Genomic DNA, 17,160 nt, shown 5'->3' with positions numbered 1-17,160 from the left:
CTCCTCTCTTATGCCACAGGACTATCCCCTGCGGTGTACTATTTTGTATTTAAACTGGTCAGCCCTGGCAACGCTGTGCGTATATTCAATGGCCACGTTCTTATCGTTAAAGGTAATGCGAGAAAGCCTAAGCACAGCAGAACCTTCGGGAATGCCCAAAAGCTCTCCCTCTTCACGCCGGGCAGTGCTGGCCCTAAACTCTTCATTGGCAAGGCGGATCTTTTGGTGGTAGTCCTTCTCGACAATGTCATACAAAGGCTTGGTAGCTACCTCTTGTTCCGAGAGTGAGACAAACTCACTTGCGGGAAGATAGCTTTGCTCAATCATCATGGGAACGCCGTCGGCAAGACGCAGGCGCCTCAGCTTAAACACCTTGGTACCCAGGTGCAAACACAGCATACTACTGGCATGTTTTGCTGCGGGCATGAGCTTAAACTCGAGTACCTTGGTTTGCGGAGTACGTCCAAGGCGGCGCATTTCCTCGGTAAAGCTGTACGCTCTGGAAAGATCGGTGGCGCGATTGGTCATATCGGCTACAAAGGTGCCACGACCATGCTGGCGCGTTACCAGTCCTAAGGATTCCAGCTCTTGTAGAGCAAGGCGTACGGTGGTTCGAGAAAGACCATACTGCTCAGAGAGCTCACGCTCAGATGGCAGCAGATCATTGGCAACCATGTCAGTTTCAATCTTCTCTCGCAGTACATCCACAAGCTGGTCGTACAACGGTTGCTTTCTTGATGACATAGCCATAAGCCACATGCCTTCCTCGTGTCAAAACAAAGGCGCATGAACGCTGTGCCCATACGCCTTCAAACCTCGCCCATAGATCTAAAGGTTAGAGCTTAACCCCAGATACTGGGCCACAGACCAAAGGGTCCTGCACCCAAGATACCAATTAGCAGGATAAGGCAAATAGCCTTGATAGGCGTGAAGTTTTTCTTAACAAAGAGGAAGTACAGAAGCATAACGATTGCCAAAGGCACCAGCTTGGGGCAGATGCTATCCAAGATGTTTGCAATGTCAATGTTTACCGGAGACTCAACCATCTCCATGTACGTGACCTCACTCATGCCGTTGCCCAGGTCCTTTGAACCAGCGGTAACTGCGTTGCCGTCAGCATCGGTACCAGCAAGAGGCTCGCCATTTGCATCCACCATACCGGAAAGCGTGACGTCCTTATCGCCCTTGGTAATGACCTTAAAGCTGTCTACGTCCTTGGTGGGAACAGTGGCAACATGGGCAACATAGGCCTGCGTGGTACCGTTGGGAATCACTGCCTTAATTTGGGTGCCGCCCATGGTTACGGTCAAGCAGCCTACGATAAATACACCCAGGATGGAAGCAGCACGCGTAAAGGCTTGCATGTGCTCCATAAGGGAGTCCAAAGCGGTCATACCAAACTTGTAGGACCAGTTCATCAGGCCAAAGCGTAGTGCAAATTGCACCGCATTAAAGATGATCAAGAACAGGATGGGGCCAAAGATATTGCCGCTAATGGCCATGTTGGAACAAATGCCCGCGGTAATAGGCACGAGTGTCATCCAAAACAGGGCATCGCCAATACCACCAAGTGGACCCATCAAAGAGACGCGCACGGCACGAATGGTAGGAATATCCACCTTTTTCTGCTCCATGGACAGGATAAGGCCCATGGCAAAGGTTACCAAGAAGGGGTGGATGTTAAAGAACTCCATGTTATGCGTCATGGATGTGGCGAGATCGTCCTTATCGGTATGGATCTTCTCAAGGCCAGGAAGAATAGAGTACAGCCAGCCAGAAGCCTGCATACGCTCGTAGTTAAACGATGCCTGCAAGAAGCAGGAACGCCATGCCATCTTGTTAAGAGTCTTTTGGTCAAGGTCGGCCGCAGGCTCTAGATTGTTGTAATGTGTGAGTTCCTCCTTAGATGCCATCCTCTTCACCTCCATCAAAATCAGAGCCAGCAACAGCACCCTTGAGCTGCGTATTTTGCTGGTAATCCCAGTAGGCAATGCCAAAGCCGATAAGCGCGAGGATGAGCAGAGCGGGGGTGGCTAAGCTTGCAATGCCGGAGACGACAAGGGCAAGACCGAAGCCCATAAAGTAGAAGCCCCACATATCTTTGTTCATCATGAACTTAAGAAGCACGGCAAAGCCAACGAAGCGCATCATGCCGCCAGCAGCGGAAAGACCGTCTGTGAGCCATTGGGGAAGCGAGTCCACAACGGCCTGACCCATGGTGGAACCACCAATAAAGAACAGGGTTACTACGATGCCAAAAATAGCACCAAGCAAGCACATGGACAGGTAGTTGATGTGCTCAATGCCCTTGGAATTGGCATCGGCCGCGTACTGATCTGCCTTGCTCATAAGAGGAGACATAAGCGTAAAGATCAGTGTTACACCGTACTGACCGAGCAAAGAGAACGGAATAGCAAGAGCAACAGCAGCGTTAGGCTCAAGCTTGAGCGAAATTGCCAAAACGGTTGCCATAATGCCACCAACAACGGCATTAGGTGGCTGAGCTCCACCGATAGGCATGTTGCCAATCGTCATAAGCTGATACGTGCCACCAACGATAAGGCCCGTGGGTAGGTCGCCAAGGATGAGGCCAATCACCATACCAGTGACGAGTGGCTGATACAAGGACTCGAGGAAGCTAAACTGGTCGATTGCAGCAACAAATGTTACCAGGAACACCAGGATAACTTGGAGAGCTGAATAATCCATCCTTGAACCTCCTTTCATATATACGTGCTTTTGACCATGTGAAGTACTTTGTCGTGCGTGCGTTGCCTTCACTACGACACACGCTCACAACCCAGGGGGTGGGCGCCGGCATGCGACGCCCAAAAGAAAGGGAGTAGATACACCAATCAGAGGTGCATATACGTACCTACAGCTACATAACGCCTACCTAAAGAGCTTCTCGGTAGACTCAACCGGCGTCGTGGGAACACGTTGGATAAAGAGCTCAACGCCCAGCTCTTGGAGCTTCTTGAAGGTGGCAACATCCTCATCATCAACGGCAACAGAGGTTGCTACCTGGCGTTTATCGCCAGACATGTGCATGTTGCCAATGTTGATCTTTTTGATGGGCACACCACCCTCAACGAGCTTGAGCGCATCTTGCGGGGTTTCAATAACGATAAAAATATGCTGACGAGGGGCGGCTTTGTGAATGACATCAATGGTCTTCTGAAGCGAGAAATACCTGGTAGCCATGCCCTGTGGGGCCGCCATGTTGCACAGGTTTTGGCGCATTTTGTTGCCCGCAATGTCATCATTAGCCACCAGAATAAGATTGCAGTCAATACTTTTTGCCCACTGAGTAGCAACTTGACCATGCAGCAAACGGTTATCAATCCTCACAAGAACGATATTTGGCTCCGCCATAGGTTGCTCCTTTCCTCTTATGACCAGCTCGTCGTGCGATTACGTAGGTATTTGCTTTGATCTACTTTGATGCTGTCCGGACACTACTTAAGTGCTGCTTAGGTGCTGCCTGGGCAGTGTCGACAGCTGTTATGCGTTATGCGTCCTCATCCAGCTCTTGAATGGCATAGCGAGACACTTCCATAACTTCGCCCGATTTAATCTTTACGTCACAGGTCTGCTTGCCCACGCGCACCAGCGTGCCGTAGATACCGCCAGCAAAAAGCACACGCTGGCCAACCGCCATGTTTTTATGCACGTGTGCGTAGGCATTCTTCTTTTTGCGGGTACGCACAAACGTAACGATAAACAGCACTATGCCGATAAGTGCAAACAGGATAAGCAGCGCCACTGAAGCACCTAAGATCGACTGTGTAAAGGATTCTGTTGTCATTAGATGCCTTCTTCTTCATCAAAATCGACATCATAACAAGCGGCATCCGAAGCTTCGTCCTGCGTAACGGCATCAATTGACATGTGGGCGATACCAAGCACGTCAGATGACACGGCGTTGACGCATAACTCGCGCACTCCAATACCCATCTCGCGTCCCATGATGCACTCAAGCAGCATGGGCAGGTTGACGCCTGCCACTACCTCTACGCTGTCAAAGGCTTGAGCAGCCAACATGGCCTGGTTAAAGGGAGTGCCACCGATAAGGTCACACAATATGACAATGCCATCGGTTGTGGCGCGCAGGTTTGTTATTGCATCCGTAAGCTTGTTGCCAAAGCTTGCTGCTTCATCCTCGTGGAAGGTAACTGCAACCACTCCGTCTTGCTCGCCAGCGATCATCGCAAGCGCACTGTATAGCCCCGTTGCAAAATCACCATGCCCGGTAATGATAAAGCCAACCATACAAGCCTCCCCAGATAAGTGGTTACTACCACATACCATTTACACCATATCTTAGCGTTTCTGCTATCTGTGGATACCATTTTTGTGTTGGTTTTTATCAAGCTAACGCTTACCGAAGAAAACATGCCGTTCACTCAAATAACCTGCAGTTACTGGTATTTTACAAGAAATACCAGTTTTAGATGTGGCGCTCTCTTGTGTGCTTTTTAAACCAAAGCGGGTGTTTTCTGTAGGGCGTTTGGTGGTCCATCTATCTTGTTTTTCAGTTTATTTATAGTTACTGGTATTAGATTTAAGAAAAAGGGAGCGAGAAGCACTGTGCCGTAGCAACGTGACGTGATTGCTAAGAGGTCCTACGTCGTAGAGTAAGACAGTCACACAGAGAAACACTACGTACGCAGCCGCATGGCTACGCAGAGTATCTGTGCCCTACTCCCAAATCCACGCTTGAATTTCTCGGATGCTCTCTTCCACCTTGGCTGTGGTATTAAATTGTGAAAGGGTAATCTTGGCAAAGGGGATTGCCACAAAAAAGGTAATAAGGTCAGCAACGGGCTGCGCAAGCTGTACGCCCAACAGGCCAAAGAAGTATGCCATTACCACTATGACAGGCCCCAATACCAAGCCCAAACGGCAGGCACCAAGGATGGACGCGCTCCACACATGGCCTGAAGTCTGCAGCATAAAGTTGGTCATCATGGCAACGCCGGTAAGCGCAGCAGAAAAGCTTGCCAGACGCAGCGTAAGGGTACCAATAGCCACCACCTGCGGATCTTGCCTAAAAATCCAAATGAGCTGGGGCGCAAATATACAGGTAAAAACACCAATAGCGAGCACCGCAATGGTTGAAGCGCGCAAAGCAAAACTATAGCCTGCAAGTACGCGTTCATGATGCCGAGCCCCAATGTTGTATCCCAATACCGGCTGGTAGCCCTGACCAATACCAATCTGAATATAGTTGGCAAAACCAGTAATGCGCTGCACAATGGCCATAGCGGCAACAGCAGCGTCTCCAAACGGCGCTGCCGCATTATTAAGCAGGGTGGTTGCAATGCCAAGCATCAACTGACGTACAAACGAAGGCGTACCACCGTTATTTATTTCTCGGAAAAGCTCTTTGCTGGGGCGAACCCAGGTAAGAGACAGTGGCGCCAGTCCAATCTTTTGTGTTTCAATCAACAATAAAACAAAGCCGATAAACTCGCACACAATGGTAGAGATAGCACTTCCGGCAATGCCCAGATGGAAGCCATAAATCAGCAGAGGTGTAAGCAGGGCATTGAGAATGGCACCTGTCGTAATTGCCAGCATGGAAAAGAGCGATTCGCCCTCAAAACGAAGCTGCATATTAAGCAAAATAGAACTTGCCATCCAGGGAGCCCCGCACAAGATAATGCCGATAAATGTTTTGGCATACGGCAAAATGGTGGGCGTTGCACCAGCAAGGATGCACAGCGGCTCAATAAAGAGGTTGCCCAATATGGCAATGAGCAAGCCAACGGTCAGCGTGCATACTATGCCTGTGGATGCCATAATATTGGCTTTTTCCTGTTGCTTGGCCCCCAAATAACGCGAAATAGCGTTACCGGTGCCTTGCCCAAAGTAAAATCCTGTCGCCTGTATGGCGGTCATAGCAACAAATGAGATGCCGATAGCACCAGAGGCAGCCGTACTGATATGTCCCACAAAATACATGTCCACCAAGTTGTATATGGCGGTAACCAGGTTGGCAAAAATGGACGGGATTGCCAAAGAGGTGATGAGAGGTCCAATGGGTCGCTCGATCATCTCATGAAACTTTTCTTCAGTTGTTTGATGTGCCTTTTTGGCAAACACTGCTTTAATTGATTTCATGTCTCTAACGATACAATCCTTATCCGAAAAACAGCCCCGAAGCACCTATATCGTCGCATAATCGTTACATTTCCGGCTTCACTTTGCTAAGAGCCCATTTTGTTGCTCAGCTCGTCTGCGGGAAACACAATCCCAGCGCTGGTCCGTGCCTCTGTAAGCACCTGCGCTATGGTTAAACTCTGCTCAAGGCGCTGCTCATAAGCGGCACGGTCATTCTGAGCTATGATCCGAGCAAACTCACAAAACTCCGCTTCCATGCGGTTTGGTAGCGCTGCATCATAGTGCTCTTGAGTGCCATCGTTCAAATGCAGGGTGACAGCGCCGCCCATGCTCGGAGCCAGCTCTTGCGTAAGATAGCCCTTGGTGCCTTGGATAACATTGGAGCTTGGCGCAGCGCAATCTTTAGCGGCAATAGCAACCGCCTTAAAATGACCGTAGTCCAGCGTAGTGATACCCGAGGTATCAATGGAGCGCTCAATGTTTGCCTGGTAGCGCACGGATACAGGCTTGCCAAACAGGCCTACCAGCCAAGAAATACAATACGTTCCCAAATCCATGAGCGCACCCCCGGACTTTAGCGGGTCAAACACGGGCAAAATACTGCCCGCACAAAACGCATCGTACCGGCTGCTGTACTGACTGTAGTTTACCGAGGCAATATGCACCTGGCCAATGCGCGGCAACCATTCCTGCAGCTTACGATAGTTAGGCTGATACAGCGTAGTAATGGCTTCCAACACAAACACACCGACGGCGCGCGATGCCTGAGCAAGTTTTTGCGCTTGGGCGGCATTGCTTGCAAAGGGCTTCTCGAGAATAACGTTAAGCCCTGCCTGTATAGCCTGCATAGCAAGCTGGTAGTGAAGGTGATTAGGCACTGCAAGATACACGGTATCGCAGGTAAGGCTGGGGGCAGCTGAGGCGGTTGATTCCGCGGTGTTGGCAGTGGAGGTGGTGGTGGGGGCGGTTAGCTTCGCAGTGCTGGCGGTGGTGGGCTTCACAAGAGCGAGAAAATCGTCGTAGCTCTCAAACGCCTGTGCATAATAGGCCACTGCTAACTCACGGGTTTTCTGTGCGGACCGAGCGGTACCCACAAGGGCGACCACATCCCAGCCCCAGCTTGCCAGATGCGGCAGCGCATAGCTGGCAATAAGTCCGGTCCCAACAACAGCGATTTTCATACTGCCTCCAGAGATATAGGGCGCTGAGCATGTGTATTTGGCTCTCTTCTATTGTGCCATTATGCAAGCGGCATTTCCTTTATTTCCAGAGGCATTTCTTTTAGTTTGTAAACCCGTTGGAGCGTTATTAATATTAATAACGCTCCGACATCGTGCGACATATGCCACGACACGTTGCAGTGTGGCACGGCACAGCGCACGCCCATTCAAGCCGTCTGCCCAGCGCCTGACCCTGCCAACCCTGCCAACCAGGCAACAAAAAAAGCCACCGCAGACGCGATGGCTTGAATATACAATGGTCGGGTTGATGCGATTTGAACGCACGACCTCTCGGTCCCGAACCGAGCGCTCTACCAAGCTGAGCCACAACCCGATGAATAGCACAATGATGCTAGCAGAAGTATCCTAACAAATAATTATATCCTTTGCGGACCATGATTGATAATCCGCGTAGCAAGCCCATCCATTCCCAACGCTTGCGCATCGCGCGCAATGCGCCGCGCCACCTCAGAGGACTCACACAGCGCAAAGGAGCTACTCCCCGAACCCGTTACCAGTGAGGCACGTACACCTTGTTGCTCTTTAAGCCACTGCGCACTGCTTGCTACCTCAGAAGACAGATGACACGCAATGGGACCAAGGTTGTTATCCATGCCTGCATAGAGCTCATCGCAGTTGCCAGAGCGCAATGCCTCAAGCACTGCCTGCAAATTCCCCGTAGGCACACAAGACGCATCAAAGGCTGCATAGGCCTCGGGCGTCGAGACACCCACAGAGCCAGAAGGACGCACCAGCACAACGGGCATGCCTTGCAGGGTGTTAAATTCTTCGCGCAGGGTATCACCCGAACCGTCCAGATAGCAGGGAATGCCCCGTAAAAAGAACGGTACGTCTGCACCAATGCTCCGTGCTACCTCCACGACCTTCTCGGCAGTGGGATCAAGGTGGTTAAACTCGCACAGCGCCAAAATGGTGGCCACTGCATCGGAAGACGAGCCACCCAGACCAGCCTGTGGAGGAATGTGTTTGTGCACGCAAATGGCGTACGACGGCTCAAAATCAAAGGACTTGCCCATGGCAACGGCAGCGCGCCAGCAGGTGTTGGATGAATCCACACAGCCCACGTCGGGCAGGCAGCTCACGGAAAGCTTGGGCGCGGGAGCAACCGTTACTGTATCGCAAAAGTCTATGGCTGCCATCACGGAGTCTACGCCGTGGTAGCCGCGCGCGTCGCGTCCCTCATGGACGCCCAGGTAGAGATTGATTTTTGCCGGCGCCACATAACGCAACTGCGATGGAGAGGTATCGTCTGTCATACGAGATATGCTTAATAGGAAGGTTGCCTGATAGGATTGTTGGGTCTTCAGATTGGATCTGTGCTCTATGCTCTAGGATCTATGCTCTCTGTTGAAGCTACTTTGGATGCGTCAGATGCGCAACGCTACTCTTCGATGACAAAATCAAAGATCTTCTCGCCATCATCACTGTTGTAGAGCTCCACCGTACCCGTAAGAACGTCCACATACTGGTACGATTGACGCGCCGTGCGACCACGACGCTCCTCTACCTCCACGATAAACAAAGACGGATGAGCGCCCACAAGCACACCTGTGCGCTCAACAATACGGCTGCGACCCATATTTGCACGCACACGCAAACGCTGGCCCTGCAGCTCTTCGAGCTTCTCGCGAATCAGGTCTACCCTATTTGCAGGGGGCATCTCGTTTTCCATAGAAACCTCCAGTCCGCCAACTGCGGATTTGTGAGAATAATCATAGTTAGCTAAAGATGAATAATACTAGGCTCAATTGCAGACCTCAACCCAACCACCAATTAAACAAACCTTTAAGTACGATGCTTTTTGGATAAACGGGTAAGATTGCCCTAGACAATACCGTGAAAGGACAGCTATGAACGATGTTCGCATAACGCGCGTAATGACCAATCTGAAAGCGCGCGGTCTTATGCAAATTTTTATTTGCGATCCCATGTCCATCAAGTGGCTTACCGGGTATTACACCCTGCCTTTTGAACGCTTCTTCGGCTTGCTGTTGGCAGCGGATAAAGAGCCCGTTATGTTTTGTAATCGCCTCTTTCCCGATGCGTCTGGTGCTTGCACCAACGTTATCCTGTTTGATGACACGGACGATCCCATTCCCCTGCTTGCAGATCAGTGCCTACATGACCAGGCGTTGGGCATAGACAAAGAGTTGGCTGCCAAGTGGTTGCTGCCCCTTATGCACTCCGGTGCTGCACAGGACTACCTGCTTGCCTCTGATGCGGTAGATGGCGCTCGCTCCATCAAGGACACCGCAGAGCAGCAGGCTATGCGCGCGGCTTCTGCCACTAACGATAAGGCCATGGCATGGCTACGCTCGCAGGTTAAGGCCGGTGTTACGGAGTTTAGCATTGCGGAGCGCCTTTTAGCCGAGTACCGTCGTCTGGGAGCACAGGACCACTCGTTTGAGCCTATCGTAAGCTTTGGTGCCAACGCTGCAGACCCTCATCACGAACCCGACAATACCGTTTTGCAGGACGGACAGATCGTGCTGTTTGACGTGGGATGCAAGCAAGATGACTACTGCTCTGATATGACCCGCACCTTCTGGTTTGCTGGCGAGAAAAACATCGAGCCTGACGATCTGTCCTACCGCGTGTACGAAACCGTTCGCCAGGCAAATGAGGCAGCCGAGGCCATCGTGCGCCCCGGCGTTAGCTTTGCAGAGATTGACAAAGCGGCCCGCGACGTTATTGCTGCTCAGGGTTGGGGTGAGTACTTTACCCATCGTCTGGGCCATCAGATTGGTCTAGTGGATCACGAGCCTGGTGACGTCTCTTCTACTCACGATGAACCCGTGCAGGTTGGTCAGGTTTTCTCGATAGAACCCGGCGTGTACATCCCTGGTAAGGTAGGCGTGCGCATTGAGGACTTGCTGATTGTCACAGAAGATGGCTGCGAGATTTTGAACTCATATCCCAAAGAGTTCACCATTTTGCACTAAGTTTTGCACTAAGCACAGCTGTACGGAGTCAGACACGCTCATTCAAGTGCACTGATCCCAGTCACTAAGGCCAATATAAAGATGAGCGGCATGTGGTTAAGAAAGGCCATGTGTCGCCCATAATGATTAGCGCCAGATGTCACCCACATCTACGGCGTGGAACAAAAATGCGTTGAGCAAAACCAGCGTAACTGCAGCTATAAGGCCCCACACAACTACTAAAAGCACCCAAAAGTTTTTGCGAGCCAGCCATTCATACAGCCTGTCTATCACACGCAGTTGCAATAATCCCATGACGCCAAAGGTAAGCGAGGCACGCAAACAAATAAGACCGTCAGGTGTGGTCAAAAAATCCCAGCCCGGTATCCGGTAATCCCAAGCTTGCACCTGCAATACATGCAGCATGATAAGCCCCGAGCTGTACTCCAAAGTTGTTGCTAACAGCGTTGATCCCAACAGCTGTATAACAGCGGGCAACGGTTTGCGGTTCAACCCAAAAACAAGTTCAATACTCACCGAACCAATGGCGTAAATCATCAAAAAGGGTATGCCTAAGCCACCATGGCCAAGATCTATGGGCTCACCGTTGAGCGGTGCACCGATAAATACTTCGTACAGCCACCCAGCAAGCCCGCCAATAAGAAAAACAAAGGCAATGTGCGTAAGATAACTCTCCACTGATGCATGATCAATGGAGAGTTCTTCTTGTGTATATACCGATGTATTATATGCAGACGTTTTATCAATCACGATGGTTCCCTCTGCTGCCTTGCCTAACCCCTAGCAAAAAACTTTTAGCAAGCGCAACGAGCCAAGGCTTCGCTATCTGCCACAACAACGCAATTGGTGTGAAGCTGCAAGATAGAAGCAGGAACTTGAGGTGTAACAGGACCAAAGCACATGTCATACACGGCATCCGCTTTAGCAGAACCACTCGCTACTACCAAAATGGAACGAGCCATCATAATGGTTTGAACACCCATGGTGTAGGCCTGGCGAGGAACATCGTCAGGCGTATCAAACAAGCGAGCATTGGCCTGAATAGTTGACTCGGTAAGATCTACACAATGCGTACCCTTAGAAAAGGCGGTATCCGGCTCATTAAAGCCAATATGTCCATTGTTGCCAATGCCCAGTAGTTGCAAATCGCAAAAACCTGCCTCTTCGATCATGTCATCGTAGGTAGTACAGGCCTCTTCAATATTGGGGTTAGCACCATCCGGCACATGAACATTGTTGGGATCAATATTAATGTGGTTAAAGAACTTATCATTCATAAAGAAGTGATAGCTCTGAGGATCATCGTGCTCAAGACCACGGTACTCATCCAAGTTGTAGGTACGCATTTGGGAAAAATCCACATCACCTTTTTTGTACCATTCAATAAGCTGGCTATACGCACCAATTGGCGTTGTACCCGTAGCAAGGCCAATAACTGATTCAGGTTTAAGAATAACCTGGGCAGAAATAATGTTTGCTGCCTTACGACTCATGTCCTGATAGTCTTTGGCAGGGATGATCTTCATTGTGCCCTCCTCTATAAAAACTACATGCACACATAATGACACACTACATGCAAGTACAACAGCTTAAAGTTGAGAAGCCAAGTCCTTAAGCGCATAAAAACGGTGAGAAATACTGTTTTTTTGTTCAGGAGTAAGCTGCGCCATGGTCAAACCCTGCATGGCGTCCGGCAAAAACAGCGAATCATAGCCAAAGCCATTCTCGCCTTTGGGAGCATAGCCAATCGTACCGGGACAGTTACCCTCGCCCACCAAAACCGTACCGTCCTTTTTTACCAATACCACGCTGGAGTGGAAATGTGCACTGCGTTGCTCGTCATCCACAAATGTTAGCTCACCAAGCAGCTTGTTATTGTTTGCCTCATCATTACCATGTTCACCCGCATACCGAGCGCTATAAATGCCAGGTGCGCCATCCAATGCATCTACCACCAAGCCGGAGTCGTCTGCAATAGCCGAGAAACCCGTCTGCTCCAAAGCAGCGCGTGCCTTAATGAGCGCGTTGGCCGTAAAGCTGTCTCCGTCTTCTACCGGCTCGGGAAACTCACCTAACTCACTCAGCGCAACAAAACGCACATCAGGTAATACTTCGCTCAAAATGGCCTCTATTTCTACTACTTTATGTGCATTGCCCGTTGCCACTACCACGGTGTTGTTGGGATCAAGCGCAGACGCTTCTACAGCCATGTTAATTCCTTACTCCCTAAAATTGGTTACTTTGTTTTGCAGTTCCAACAGCTGAGCAATGCCTTGTTGCCCCATGCTCATAAACTCAGCGAGCTCAACGCAGGTAAACGGTGTTTGCTCCCCGGTACCCTGAATCTCAATGATGCCACCATCACTGGTGCCAATAAGGTTCATGTCTACTTGCGCGTGTCTATCCTCTGCGTAGTCAAGATCCAGCAAAAGCTGGCCCCCAACCTTACCCATAGAAATAGCAGCTACCTGATCTTTTAATGGCAGTCGAGCAAGCTTACCTTTTTCTACCCATGCCAACAGCGCATCATGCAAAGCAACCCAAGCGCCTGTTACAGATGCTGTTCTTGTGCCACCATCTGCTTGAATAACGTCACAATCCACCGTAACAGTAATCTCTCCCAGGGCATGTAAGTCCACAACGGTACGCAAACTGCGACCAATAAGCCGCTCGATCTCCATAGAACGACCCTTGCGCCCCCTGTACTCACGAGCGGTGCGTCTATTAGTAGAAGCAGGCAGCATGGCATACTCCGCCGTTACCCATCCCGCCCGAGAAGACAGGTGCCACTTGGGAACCGACTCTTCAATAGTGGCGCTACACAGCACGCGTGTATCACCAAATTCTGCCATACAGGAGCCTTGAGCGTTCTTCATAACGTCACGCGTAAGCGTAACAGGACGCATTTGGTTTTGTGCTCGTCCAAAAGAGCGCTCGGACAGCTCCGGCCCAGCCAATCCGAGTGATTCGGATGACCCAGTTAGCTCAGGAGACTCGACGGTAGTATCGGTAGCTCTCAACATCTCTGCCACGCTATCCTCCTATAGATTTTCCAGCTCAGAAAGCTCAATATGCTCGACAGAATCCAGGTCGTGGCCAAAAACAAAAGTACCAGCCACCGCAAAAGAGGTGATGTTGTCCGACGTAGTAGCAAAGCGATATGCAGGCTCTGCATGCACGCCACGAATCACATCCGAAGGACTTGCCAACATACCCAGCTGCTCAAGCGTTTGCTTTACCTCTCGCGCGGTCTGGTCGGCAGGATTTACGAGATGTACGTCCTCACCCAGCACCGCTTGAATCTGAGCAGACAGTAAAGGAAAATGCGTACACCCCAACACCACGGTATCAATGTCCTTATCAAGAAGGGGTGAGATATCCTCACGCACCATGGCATGAACCTCAGGTGTGTCAAAAATCTCTGGATTAAGCTTCCAGCCCTGATAAAGATGGTTGGTACGTGCAAGCTCGCTTTCTACCGTTTGTACAAAGCGCGGCGTAGCACACTGCGTAACCTTTATAGTCGCATCCAAATCATGAAGCGCCTGCGCATAAGAATTGGAAGTAACAGTTCCCTGCGTAGCCAGCACACCAATGTTACGCGAGCGAGAAACCCTACACGCTGCAGACGCCCCAGGTTCAATCACACCTATAACGGGAAGGGGCAGCTGCTCTTGTAAGGCATGGAAGGCTGCTGCTGTAGCCGTGTTGCAGGCAATGACCATAAGCTTGACGTCATGCTTAGCAAGCCACTTGCCTATCTGCAGAGCAAAGTTTTTTACTTCTGCCTGATTACGCACACCATAGGGGCAACGCTTGGTATCTCCCACATACCAAATAGATTCATACGGCATATACTCCGACAGAGCACGAGCAACCGTCAGACCGCCAAGTCCAGAATCAAACACACCAATAGGAAAACTAGGTTGCACCATAACAGCACCCCCAAATAGCAAACGAGCCCAATAGCATAGCTACCGGGCTCGAAACATATACATGGTGGGCGATGAGGGATTTGAACCCCCGACCTTGTGCGTGTAAGGCACCTGCGCTAGCCGCTGCGCCAATCGCCCGAATGCGGAAAGAATTTTATCATAAACCATAACCCGTATGCAAAATGATTTTACCTTCCTCCACAATTTTGTTGAAGTCCCGTTAAACTCTTTATACCTCCATGCAGCCCCAACAAACAATTCGTATACTTACAGCTATGAATACAACAACATTTACAGAGCTTGCCGCCTTACTTGACCAGCATCAGCTGCTTGTACAAGCCACGCCAAGCGCCCCCACCACGCCGTTGTCCATCTTTGGTGCTGCATGCGATTCTCGTACTGTTCAAAACGGCAACCTTTTTATTTGCAAAGGCGCTGCCTTTAAACCACAGTTCTTGCAGGCTGCCCTTGCGGCAGGCGCTGTTGCATACGCCTGTGCAGATACCGACTATGCAAAGCTGGCAGCACTGGCCCCCCACACACCCGTGTTGGTAGTTAATGATATACGCCGCGCCATGGCATATCTATCTGCTGCCGCATGGGACTATCCCGATCAAAGCATCCAAATTGCAGGCATCACCGGCACCAAAGGTAAGTCCACGGTAGCATACATGCTGCGCAGCATTTGCGATAAAGGCACGGCCTATGCACACGCCTCTATTATGGGCTCCATTGAAACCTACGACGGCATTGAGCGTGAAGAAAGCCACAACACCACCCCTGAAGCCGCTGATCTCTGGCGTCACCTTGCCCACGCCAAGGCTTCTGACCACAGCCCCATGATTATGGAAGTTTCTAGCCAGGCACTTAAATATGATCGCGTGTTGGGGCTACATGTAGGCGTAGCCGGATGGCTCAACATTGGCCAAGACCATATCTCGCCTAACGAGCACTCAGACTTTGAGGACTACTTTTCCAGCAAGCTTAAGCTCTTCTCACTTACCAACACAGCCGTGATTAACCTAGAAACAGATCAGTTGGATCGCGTGCTTACCGCCGCAGCTAGCTTGGAGAAACAAATCACCTATAGTGCCACTGGTTGTTCTGCACACAGGTATCAATCTGCGGAGGGCACTGTGCACACGGTTTTGCCCGACCTTTGGGCAAAAAACATAGAGCCGGGCTTTGGGTCGCTGAGCTTTGTGTGTCACACCCCACACTGGACCGACACCGTCTTTTTGAGCATGGCCGGTCTGTTTAACGTAGATAACGCCCTATGTGCCATTGGTATGGCACAGCAAATGGGCTATAGCAAGCAAGAGATTTGTGAAGGGCTGGCTCATTGTCAGGTGCCAGGTCGTATGGAAATTTCTCCCGCCTCTACCAGCCATGTTGTGGGACTGATTGACTACGCCCACAATCGCCTCTCATTTAAGAAGTTTTTCTCGTCCGTTAAACAGGAGTTTACTGGTCGCAAAATTGTTGCTGTTTTTGGCTGTGCTGGCGGCAAAGCTTATGAGCGTCGCCAGGAACTACCAGAAGAGGCCGCTAAGTGGTGTGATCTTATGATCTACACCTCTGAGGACCCCTGGAATGAGCCTGCCGAGAAGATCTGTGCTCAAATGGCAACTCACACACCTGTCGATGCTACTTACGAGATTATTGTTGATCGCACAGCTGCTATCGAGCGCGCTGTTGCAGTAGCACAGTCTTATGAGCAAGACAGCATCGTATGTCTGCTTGCCAAGGGAGATGAAACACGGATGCATAGAGGAGATGCGTTTGTCCCCATGCCCTGTGATGGCGATGTTTTTGCACAGGCTATGGCCGCCTCTCGCACCAAGCAGCTAGAGGCATAACATGAACACGCCTACACGGCATACAACTTTGCATTTTGCTGCTCAAAGCCCCGACAGCACCCTTGCAACACCAACGTTTCCCACCGCCCCTATAAGCGCACAGGACAAGGCACGCTTGGCAAAAATACACTACGTTATGACGGACTTGGACGGCACCATGCTTACAGGCGCCTCGGCCGTGCAAAACAGCTCTCACCTCCCCAGCGCACGACTTATCCAAACCCTGATAGACCTGCGCAGAGCTGGCATTATCGTGGTGCCCGTTTCCGGTCGTAATCGTGCCATGACCTTTGAGGACTCACGCATTTTGGGCTTTGACGCTTGGATTGCAGAGATGGGCGGCCTTATTTGTACCAAAAGCGGCAGCCAGCCCGAGTGGGTCTACTTTACCGGAGACATGCCCTACAACCATGCATCCCTCAAGACCCCGCACGATCGTATCTGCGAGACGGGCATTGTAGACGAACTTATTGCCCGCTATCCCGGCAAGTTGGAAACCTATCATGACAACTACGTGGGATTTGAATACCGCGAGGTAAGCGTTGCTTTGCGTGGCAGCGTAGAGGCTTTTGAGGTCCAGGCACTACTCGATAGCTGCCCTCTTCCTCTATATCTTGCTGATAATGGCCTGGTCAAGCGCATGAACGGCAGTACAACGCTGCAGGATGTAGATATGGCGCATCCCCAAGATATTCATACCTACCACATCATGCCCCATGGCCTTACCAAAGGCTCGGGCATTGGTAAATTTGCCCAGCTCTTGCATATCGAAAAGGACCAAATGCTCGCCGCGGGTGATTCACCAGCAGATTGTGAAATGGCAGACTTTGTTGGCACGTTTCTCTTTATGAGTAATGGTTTTGAACATACTGATGCTGCAGCCAAACTTACCAAGCATCCCAACACCTACGTATCCACACGCCCATCCACTGATGGCTGGTGTGATGCTATGCAAGCTTTGCTTGCAGCTCACAACTAAGAGCGCTGAGGCTCTTACTTAGACTCCCAACCCTATTAATCAAACTCCGTCCAAGGACACAAATTGTTCAATAGGATT

General features: G+C 50.7%; 18 protein-coding genes and 2 tRNA genes. 3 read left to right on the top strand and 17 right to left on the bottom strand.

Going from position 1 to position 17,160, the window contains the following annotated elements; translation table 11 throughout:
* Nucleotides 1-21 precede the first annotated feature (21 nt).
* From HMPREF1091_RS01815 to HMPREF1091_RS01765, 11 genes are all read right to left on the bottom strand, one after another.
* A complete protein-coding gene (locus HMPREF1091_RS01815) occupies nucleotides 22-750 on the bottom strand; it encodes a GntR family transcriptional regulator (RefSeq protein WP_035424487.1) in 729 nt (242 codons plus the stop codon).
* A gap of 92 nt (nucleotides 751-842) precedes the next feature.
* Complete coding sequence (locus HMPREF1091_RS01810) at nucleotides 843-1,913, bottom strand: PTS system mannose/fructose/sorbose family transporter subunit IID (protein ID WP_002563126.1); 1,071 nt, start codon at nucleotides 1,911-1,913, stop codon at nucleotides 843-845.
* On the bottom strand, nucleotides 1,903-2,709 hold the full coding sequence (locus HMPREF1091_RS01805; RefSeq protein ID WP_002563125.1) for a PTS mannose/fructose/sorbose/N-acetylgalactosamine transporter subunit IIC: 807 nt from the start codon (nucleotides 2,707-2,709) through the stop codon (nucleotides 1,903-1,905). Before HMPREF1091_RS01805 ends, HMPREF1091_RS01810 begins: the two co-directional genes overlap by 11 nt.
* Nucleotides 2,710-2,892: 183 nt before the next feature.
* Nucleotides 2,893-3,375: a PTS N-acetylgalactosamine transporter subunit IIB gene (agaV, locus tag HMPREF1091_RS01800; protein ID WP_002563124.1), complete on the bottom strand. Its 483-nt coding sequence runs from the start codon at nucleotides 3,373-3,375 to the stop codon at nucleotides 2,893-2,895.
* Nucleotides 3,376-3,511: 136 nt separating this feature from the next.
* Nucleotides 3,512-3,808, bottom strand: a complete 297-nt coding sequence (gene yajC, locus HMPREF1091_RS01795) for a preprotein translocase subunit YajC (RefSeq protein WP_002563123.1) — start codon at nucleotides 3,806-3,808, stop codon at nucleotides 3,512-3,514.
* Nucleotides 3,808-4,272, bottom strand: coding sequence for a PTS sugar transporter subunit IIA (locus HMPREF1091_RS01790; RefSeq protein ID WP_002563122.1), 465 nt, complete (start codon nucleotides 4,270-4,272; stop codon nucleotides 3,808-3,810). The genes yajC and HMPREF1091_RS01790 overlap by 1 nt, the downstream gene beginning before the upstream one ends.
* Nucleotides 4,273-4,701: 429 nt before the next feature.
* Complete coding sequence (locus HMPREF1091_RS01785) at nucleotides 4,702-6,126, bottom strand: MATE family efflux transporter (protein ID WP_002563121.1); 1,425 nt, start codon at nucleotides 6,124-6,126, stop codon at nucleotides 4,702-4,704.
* 86 nt (nucleotides 6,127-6,212) lie between these two features.
* On the bottom strand, nucleotides 6,213-7,307 hold the full coding sequence (locus HMPREF1091_RS01780) for a Gfo/Idh/MocA family protein (protein WP_002563120.1): 1,095 nt from the start codon (nucleotides 7,305-7,307) through the stop codon (nucleotides 6,213-6,215).
* 296 nt (nucleotides 7,308-7,603) lie between these two features.
* Nucleotides 7,604-7,680 (bottom strand) — tRNA-Pro (locus HMPREF1091_RS01775).
* A gap of 43 nt (nucleotides 7,681-7,723) precedes the next feature.
* Entirely contained in the window at nucleotides 7,724-8,623 is a 900-nt protein-coding gene (gene ispE, locus HMPREF1091_RS01770) for a 4-(cytidine 5'-diphospho)-2-C-methyl-D-erythritol kinase (protein WP_002563119.1), read from the bottom strand.
* A gap of 125 nt (nucleotides 8,624-8,748) precedes the next feature.
* Nucleotides 8,749-9,039, bottom strand: coding sequence for a Veg family protein (locus HMPREF1091_RS01765; RefSeq protein ID WP_002563118.1), 291 nt, complete (start codon nucleotides 9,037-9,039; stop codon nucleotides 8,749-8,751).
* A 178-nt stretch (nucleotides 9,040-9,217) separates the two neighbouring features.
* Between HMPREF1091_RS01765 and HMPREF1091_RS01760 the strand changes: the two genes are divergently transcribed.
* Nucleotides 9,218-10,309 (top strand): M24 family metallopeptidase, encoded by a 1,092-nt coding sequence (locus tag HMPREF1091_RS01760; RefSeq protein ID WP_002563117.1) that lies wholly within the window; start codon nucleotides 9,218-9,220, stop codon nucleotides 10,307-10,309.
* A gap of 126 nt (nucleotides 10,310-10,435) precedes the next feature.
* Here HMPREF1091_RS01760 and HMPREF1091_RS01755 read toward each other — a convergent pair whose 3' ends face one another.
* The 6 genes from HMPREF1091_RS01755 to HMPREF1091_RS01730 all read right to left on the bottom strand — a co-directional run bounded on the left by HMPREF1091_RS01755 (nucleotide 10,436) and on the right by HMPREF1091_RS01730 (nucleotide 14,382).
* The gene (locus HMPREF1091_RS01755; protein ID WP_002563116.1) at nucleotides 10,436-11,059 is read right to left on the bottom strand and encodes a putative ABC transporter permease; all 624 of its coding nucleotides are present in this window, start codon (nucleotides 11,057-11,059) and stop codon (nucleotides 10,436-10,438) included.
* Nucleotides 11,060-11,103: 44 nt separating this feature from the next.
* On the bottom strand, nucleotides 11,104-11,835 hold the full coding sequence (nagB, locus tag HMPREF1091_RS01750) for a glucosamine-6-phosphate deaminase (RefSeq protein WP_002563115.1): 732 nt from the start codon (nucleotides 11,833-11,835) through the stop codon (nucleotides 11,104-11,106).
* 63 nt (nucleotides 11,836-11,898) lie between these two features.
* Nucleotides 11,899-12,519 (bottom strand): RdgB/HAM1 family non-canonical purine NTP pyrophosphatase, encoded by a 621-nt coding sequence (gene rdgB, locus HMPREF1091_RS01745; protein WP_002563114.1) that lies wholly within the window; start codon nucleotides 12,517-12,519, stop codon nucleotides 11,899-11,901.
* A gap of 9 nt (nucleotides 12,520-12,528) precedes the next feature.
* Nucleotides 12,529-13,341, bottom strand: a complete 813-nt coding sequence (gene rph, locus HMPREF1091_RS01740) for a ribonuclease PH (protein WP_002563113.1) — start codon at nucleotides 13,339-13,341, stop codon at nucleotides 12,529-12,531.
* 9 nt (nucleotides 13,342-13,350) lie between these two features.
* A complete protein-coding gene (murI, locus tag HMPREF1091_RS01735; protein ID WP_002563112.1) occupies nucleotides 13,351-14,244 on the bottom strand; it encodes a glutamate racemase in 894 nt (297 codons plus the stop codon).
* 62 nt (nucleotides 14,245-14,306) lie between these two features.
* Nucleotides 14,307-14,382, bottom strand: a tRNA-Val gene (locus HMPREF1091_RS01730).
* A gap of 137 nt (nucleotides 14,383-14,519) precedes the next feature.
* Here HMPREF1091_RS01730 and HMPREF1091_RS01725 point away from each other — a divergent pair.
* Both HMPREF1091_RS01725 and HMPREF1091_RS01720 read left to right on the top strand, forming a co-directional pair.
* On the top strand, nucleotides 14,520-16,103 hold the full coding sequence (locus HMPREF1091_RS01725; RefSeq protein WP_155887832.1) for a Mur ligase family protein: 1,584 nt from the start codon (nucleotides 14,520-14,522) through the stop codon (nucleotides 16,101-16,103).
* Nucleotide 16,104: 1 nt separating this feature from the next.
* A complete protein-coding gene (locus tag HMPREF1091_RS01720; protein ID WP_002563110.1) occupies nucleotides 16,105-17,082 on the top strand; it encodes an HAD family hydrolase in 978 nt (325 codons plus the stop codon).
* Nucleotides 17,083-17,160: the final 78 nt, after the last annotated feature.

The organism is Atopobium minutum 10063974 (genome assembly GCF_000364325.1).
Lineage (GTDB): Bacteria > Actinomycetota > Coriobacteriia > Coriobacteriales > Atopobiaceae > Atopobium > Atopobium minutum.
Note: the sequence above shows the minus strand (reverse complement) of the source record. Positions and strands in the feature narration are given on the sequence as shown.

What these genes read in the sequence shown, in the direction of transcription:
- HMPREF1091_RS01815 (WP_035424487.1), bottom strand. Translation starts at nt 750, where the DNA reads ATGGCTATGTCATCAAGAAAGCAACCGTTGTACGACCAGCTTGTGGAT.
- HMPREF1091_RS01810 (WP_002563126.1), bottom strand. Translation starts at nt 1,913, where the DNA reads ATGGCATCTAAGGAGGAACTCACACATTACAACAATCTAGAGCCTGCG.
- HMPREF1091_RS01805 (WP_002563125.1), bottom strand. Translation starts at nt 2,709, where the DNA reads ATGGATTATTCAGCTCTCCAAGTTATCCTGGTGTTCCTGGTAACATTT.
- agaV (WP_002563124.1), bottom strand. Translation starts at nt 3,375, where the DNA reads ATGGCGGAGCCAAATATCGTTCTTGTGAGGATTGATAACCGTTTGCTG.
- yajC (WP_002563123.1), bottom strand. Translation starts at nt 3,808, where the DNA reads ATGACAACAGAATCCTTTACACAGTCGATCTTAGGTGCTTCAGTGGCG.
- HMPREF1091_RS01790 (WP_002563122.1), bottom strand. Translation starts at nt 4,272, where the DNA reads ATGGTTGGCTTTATCATTACCGGGCATGGTGATTTTGCAACGGGGCTA.
- HMPREF1091_RS01785 (WP_002563121.1), bottom strand. Translation starts at nt 6,126, where the DNA reads ATGAAATCAATTAAAGCAGTGTTTGCCAAAAAGGCACATCAAACAACT.
- HMPREF1091_RS01780 (WP_002563120.1), bottom strand. Translation starts at nt 7,307, where the DNA reads ATGAAAATCGCTGTTGTTGGGACCGGACTTATTGCCAGCTATGCGCTG.
- ispE (WP_002563119.1), bottom strand. Translation starts at nt 8,623, where the DNA reads ATGACAGACGATACCTCTCCATCGCAGTTGCGTTATGTGGCGCCGGCA.
- HMPREF1091_RS01765 (WP_002563118.1), bottom strand. Translation starts at nt 9,039, where the DNA reads ATGGAAAACGAGATGCCCCCTGCAAATAGGGTAGACCTGATTCGCGAG.
- HMPREF1091_RS01760 (WP_002563117.1), top strand. Translation starts at nt 9,218, where the DNA reads ATGAACGATGTTCGCATAACGCGCGTAATGACCAATCTGAAAGCGCGC.
- nagB (WP_002563115.1), bottom strand. Translation starts at nt 11,835, where the DNA reads ATGAAGATCATCCCTGCCAAAGACTATCAGGACATGAGTCGTAAGGCA.
- rdgB (WP_002563114.1), bottom strand. Translation starts at nt 12,519, where the DNA reads ATGGCTGTAGAAGCGTCTGCGCTTGATCCCAACAACACCGTGGTAGTG.
- murI (WP_002563112.1), bottom strand. Translation starts at nt 14,244, where the DNA reads ATGGTGCAACCTAGTTTTCCTATTGGTGTGTTTGATTCTGGACTTGGC.
- HMPREF1091_RS01725 (WP_155887832.1), top strand. Translation starts at nt 14,520, where the DNA reads ATGAATACAACAACATTTACAGAGCTTGCCGCCTTACTTGACCAGCAT.
- HMPREF1091_RS01720 (WP_002563110.1), top strand. Translation starts at nt 16,105, where the DNA reads ATGAACACGCCTACACGGCATACAACTTTGCATTTTGCTGCTCAAAGC.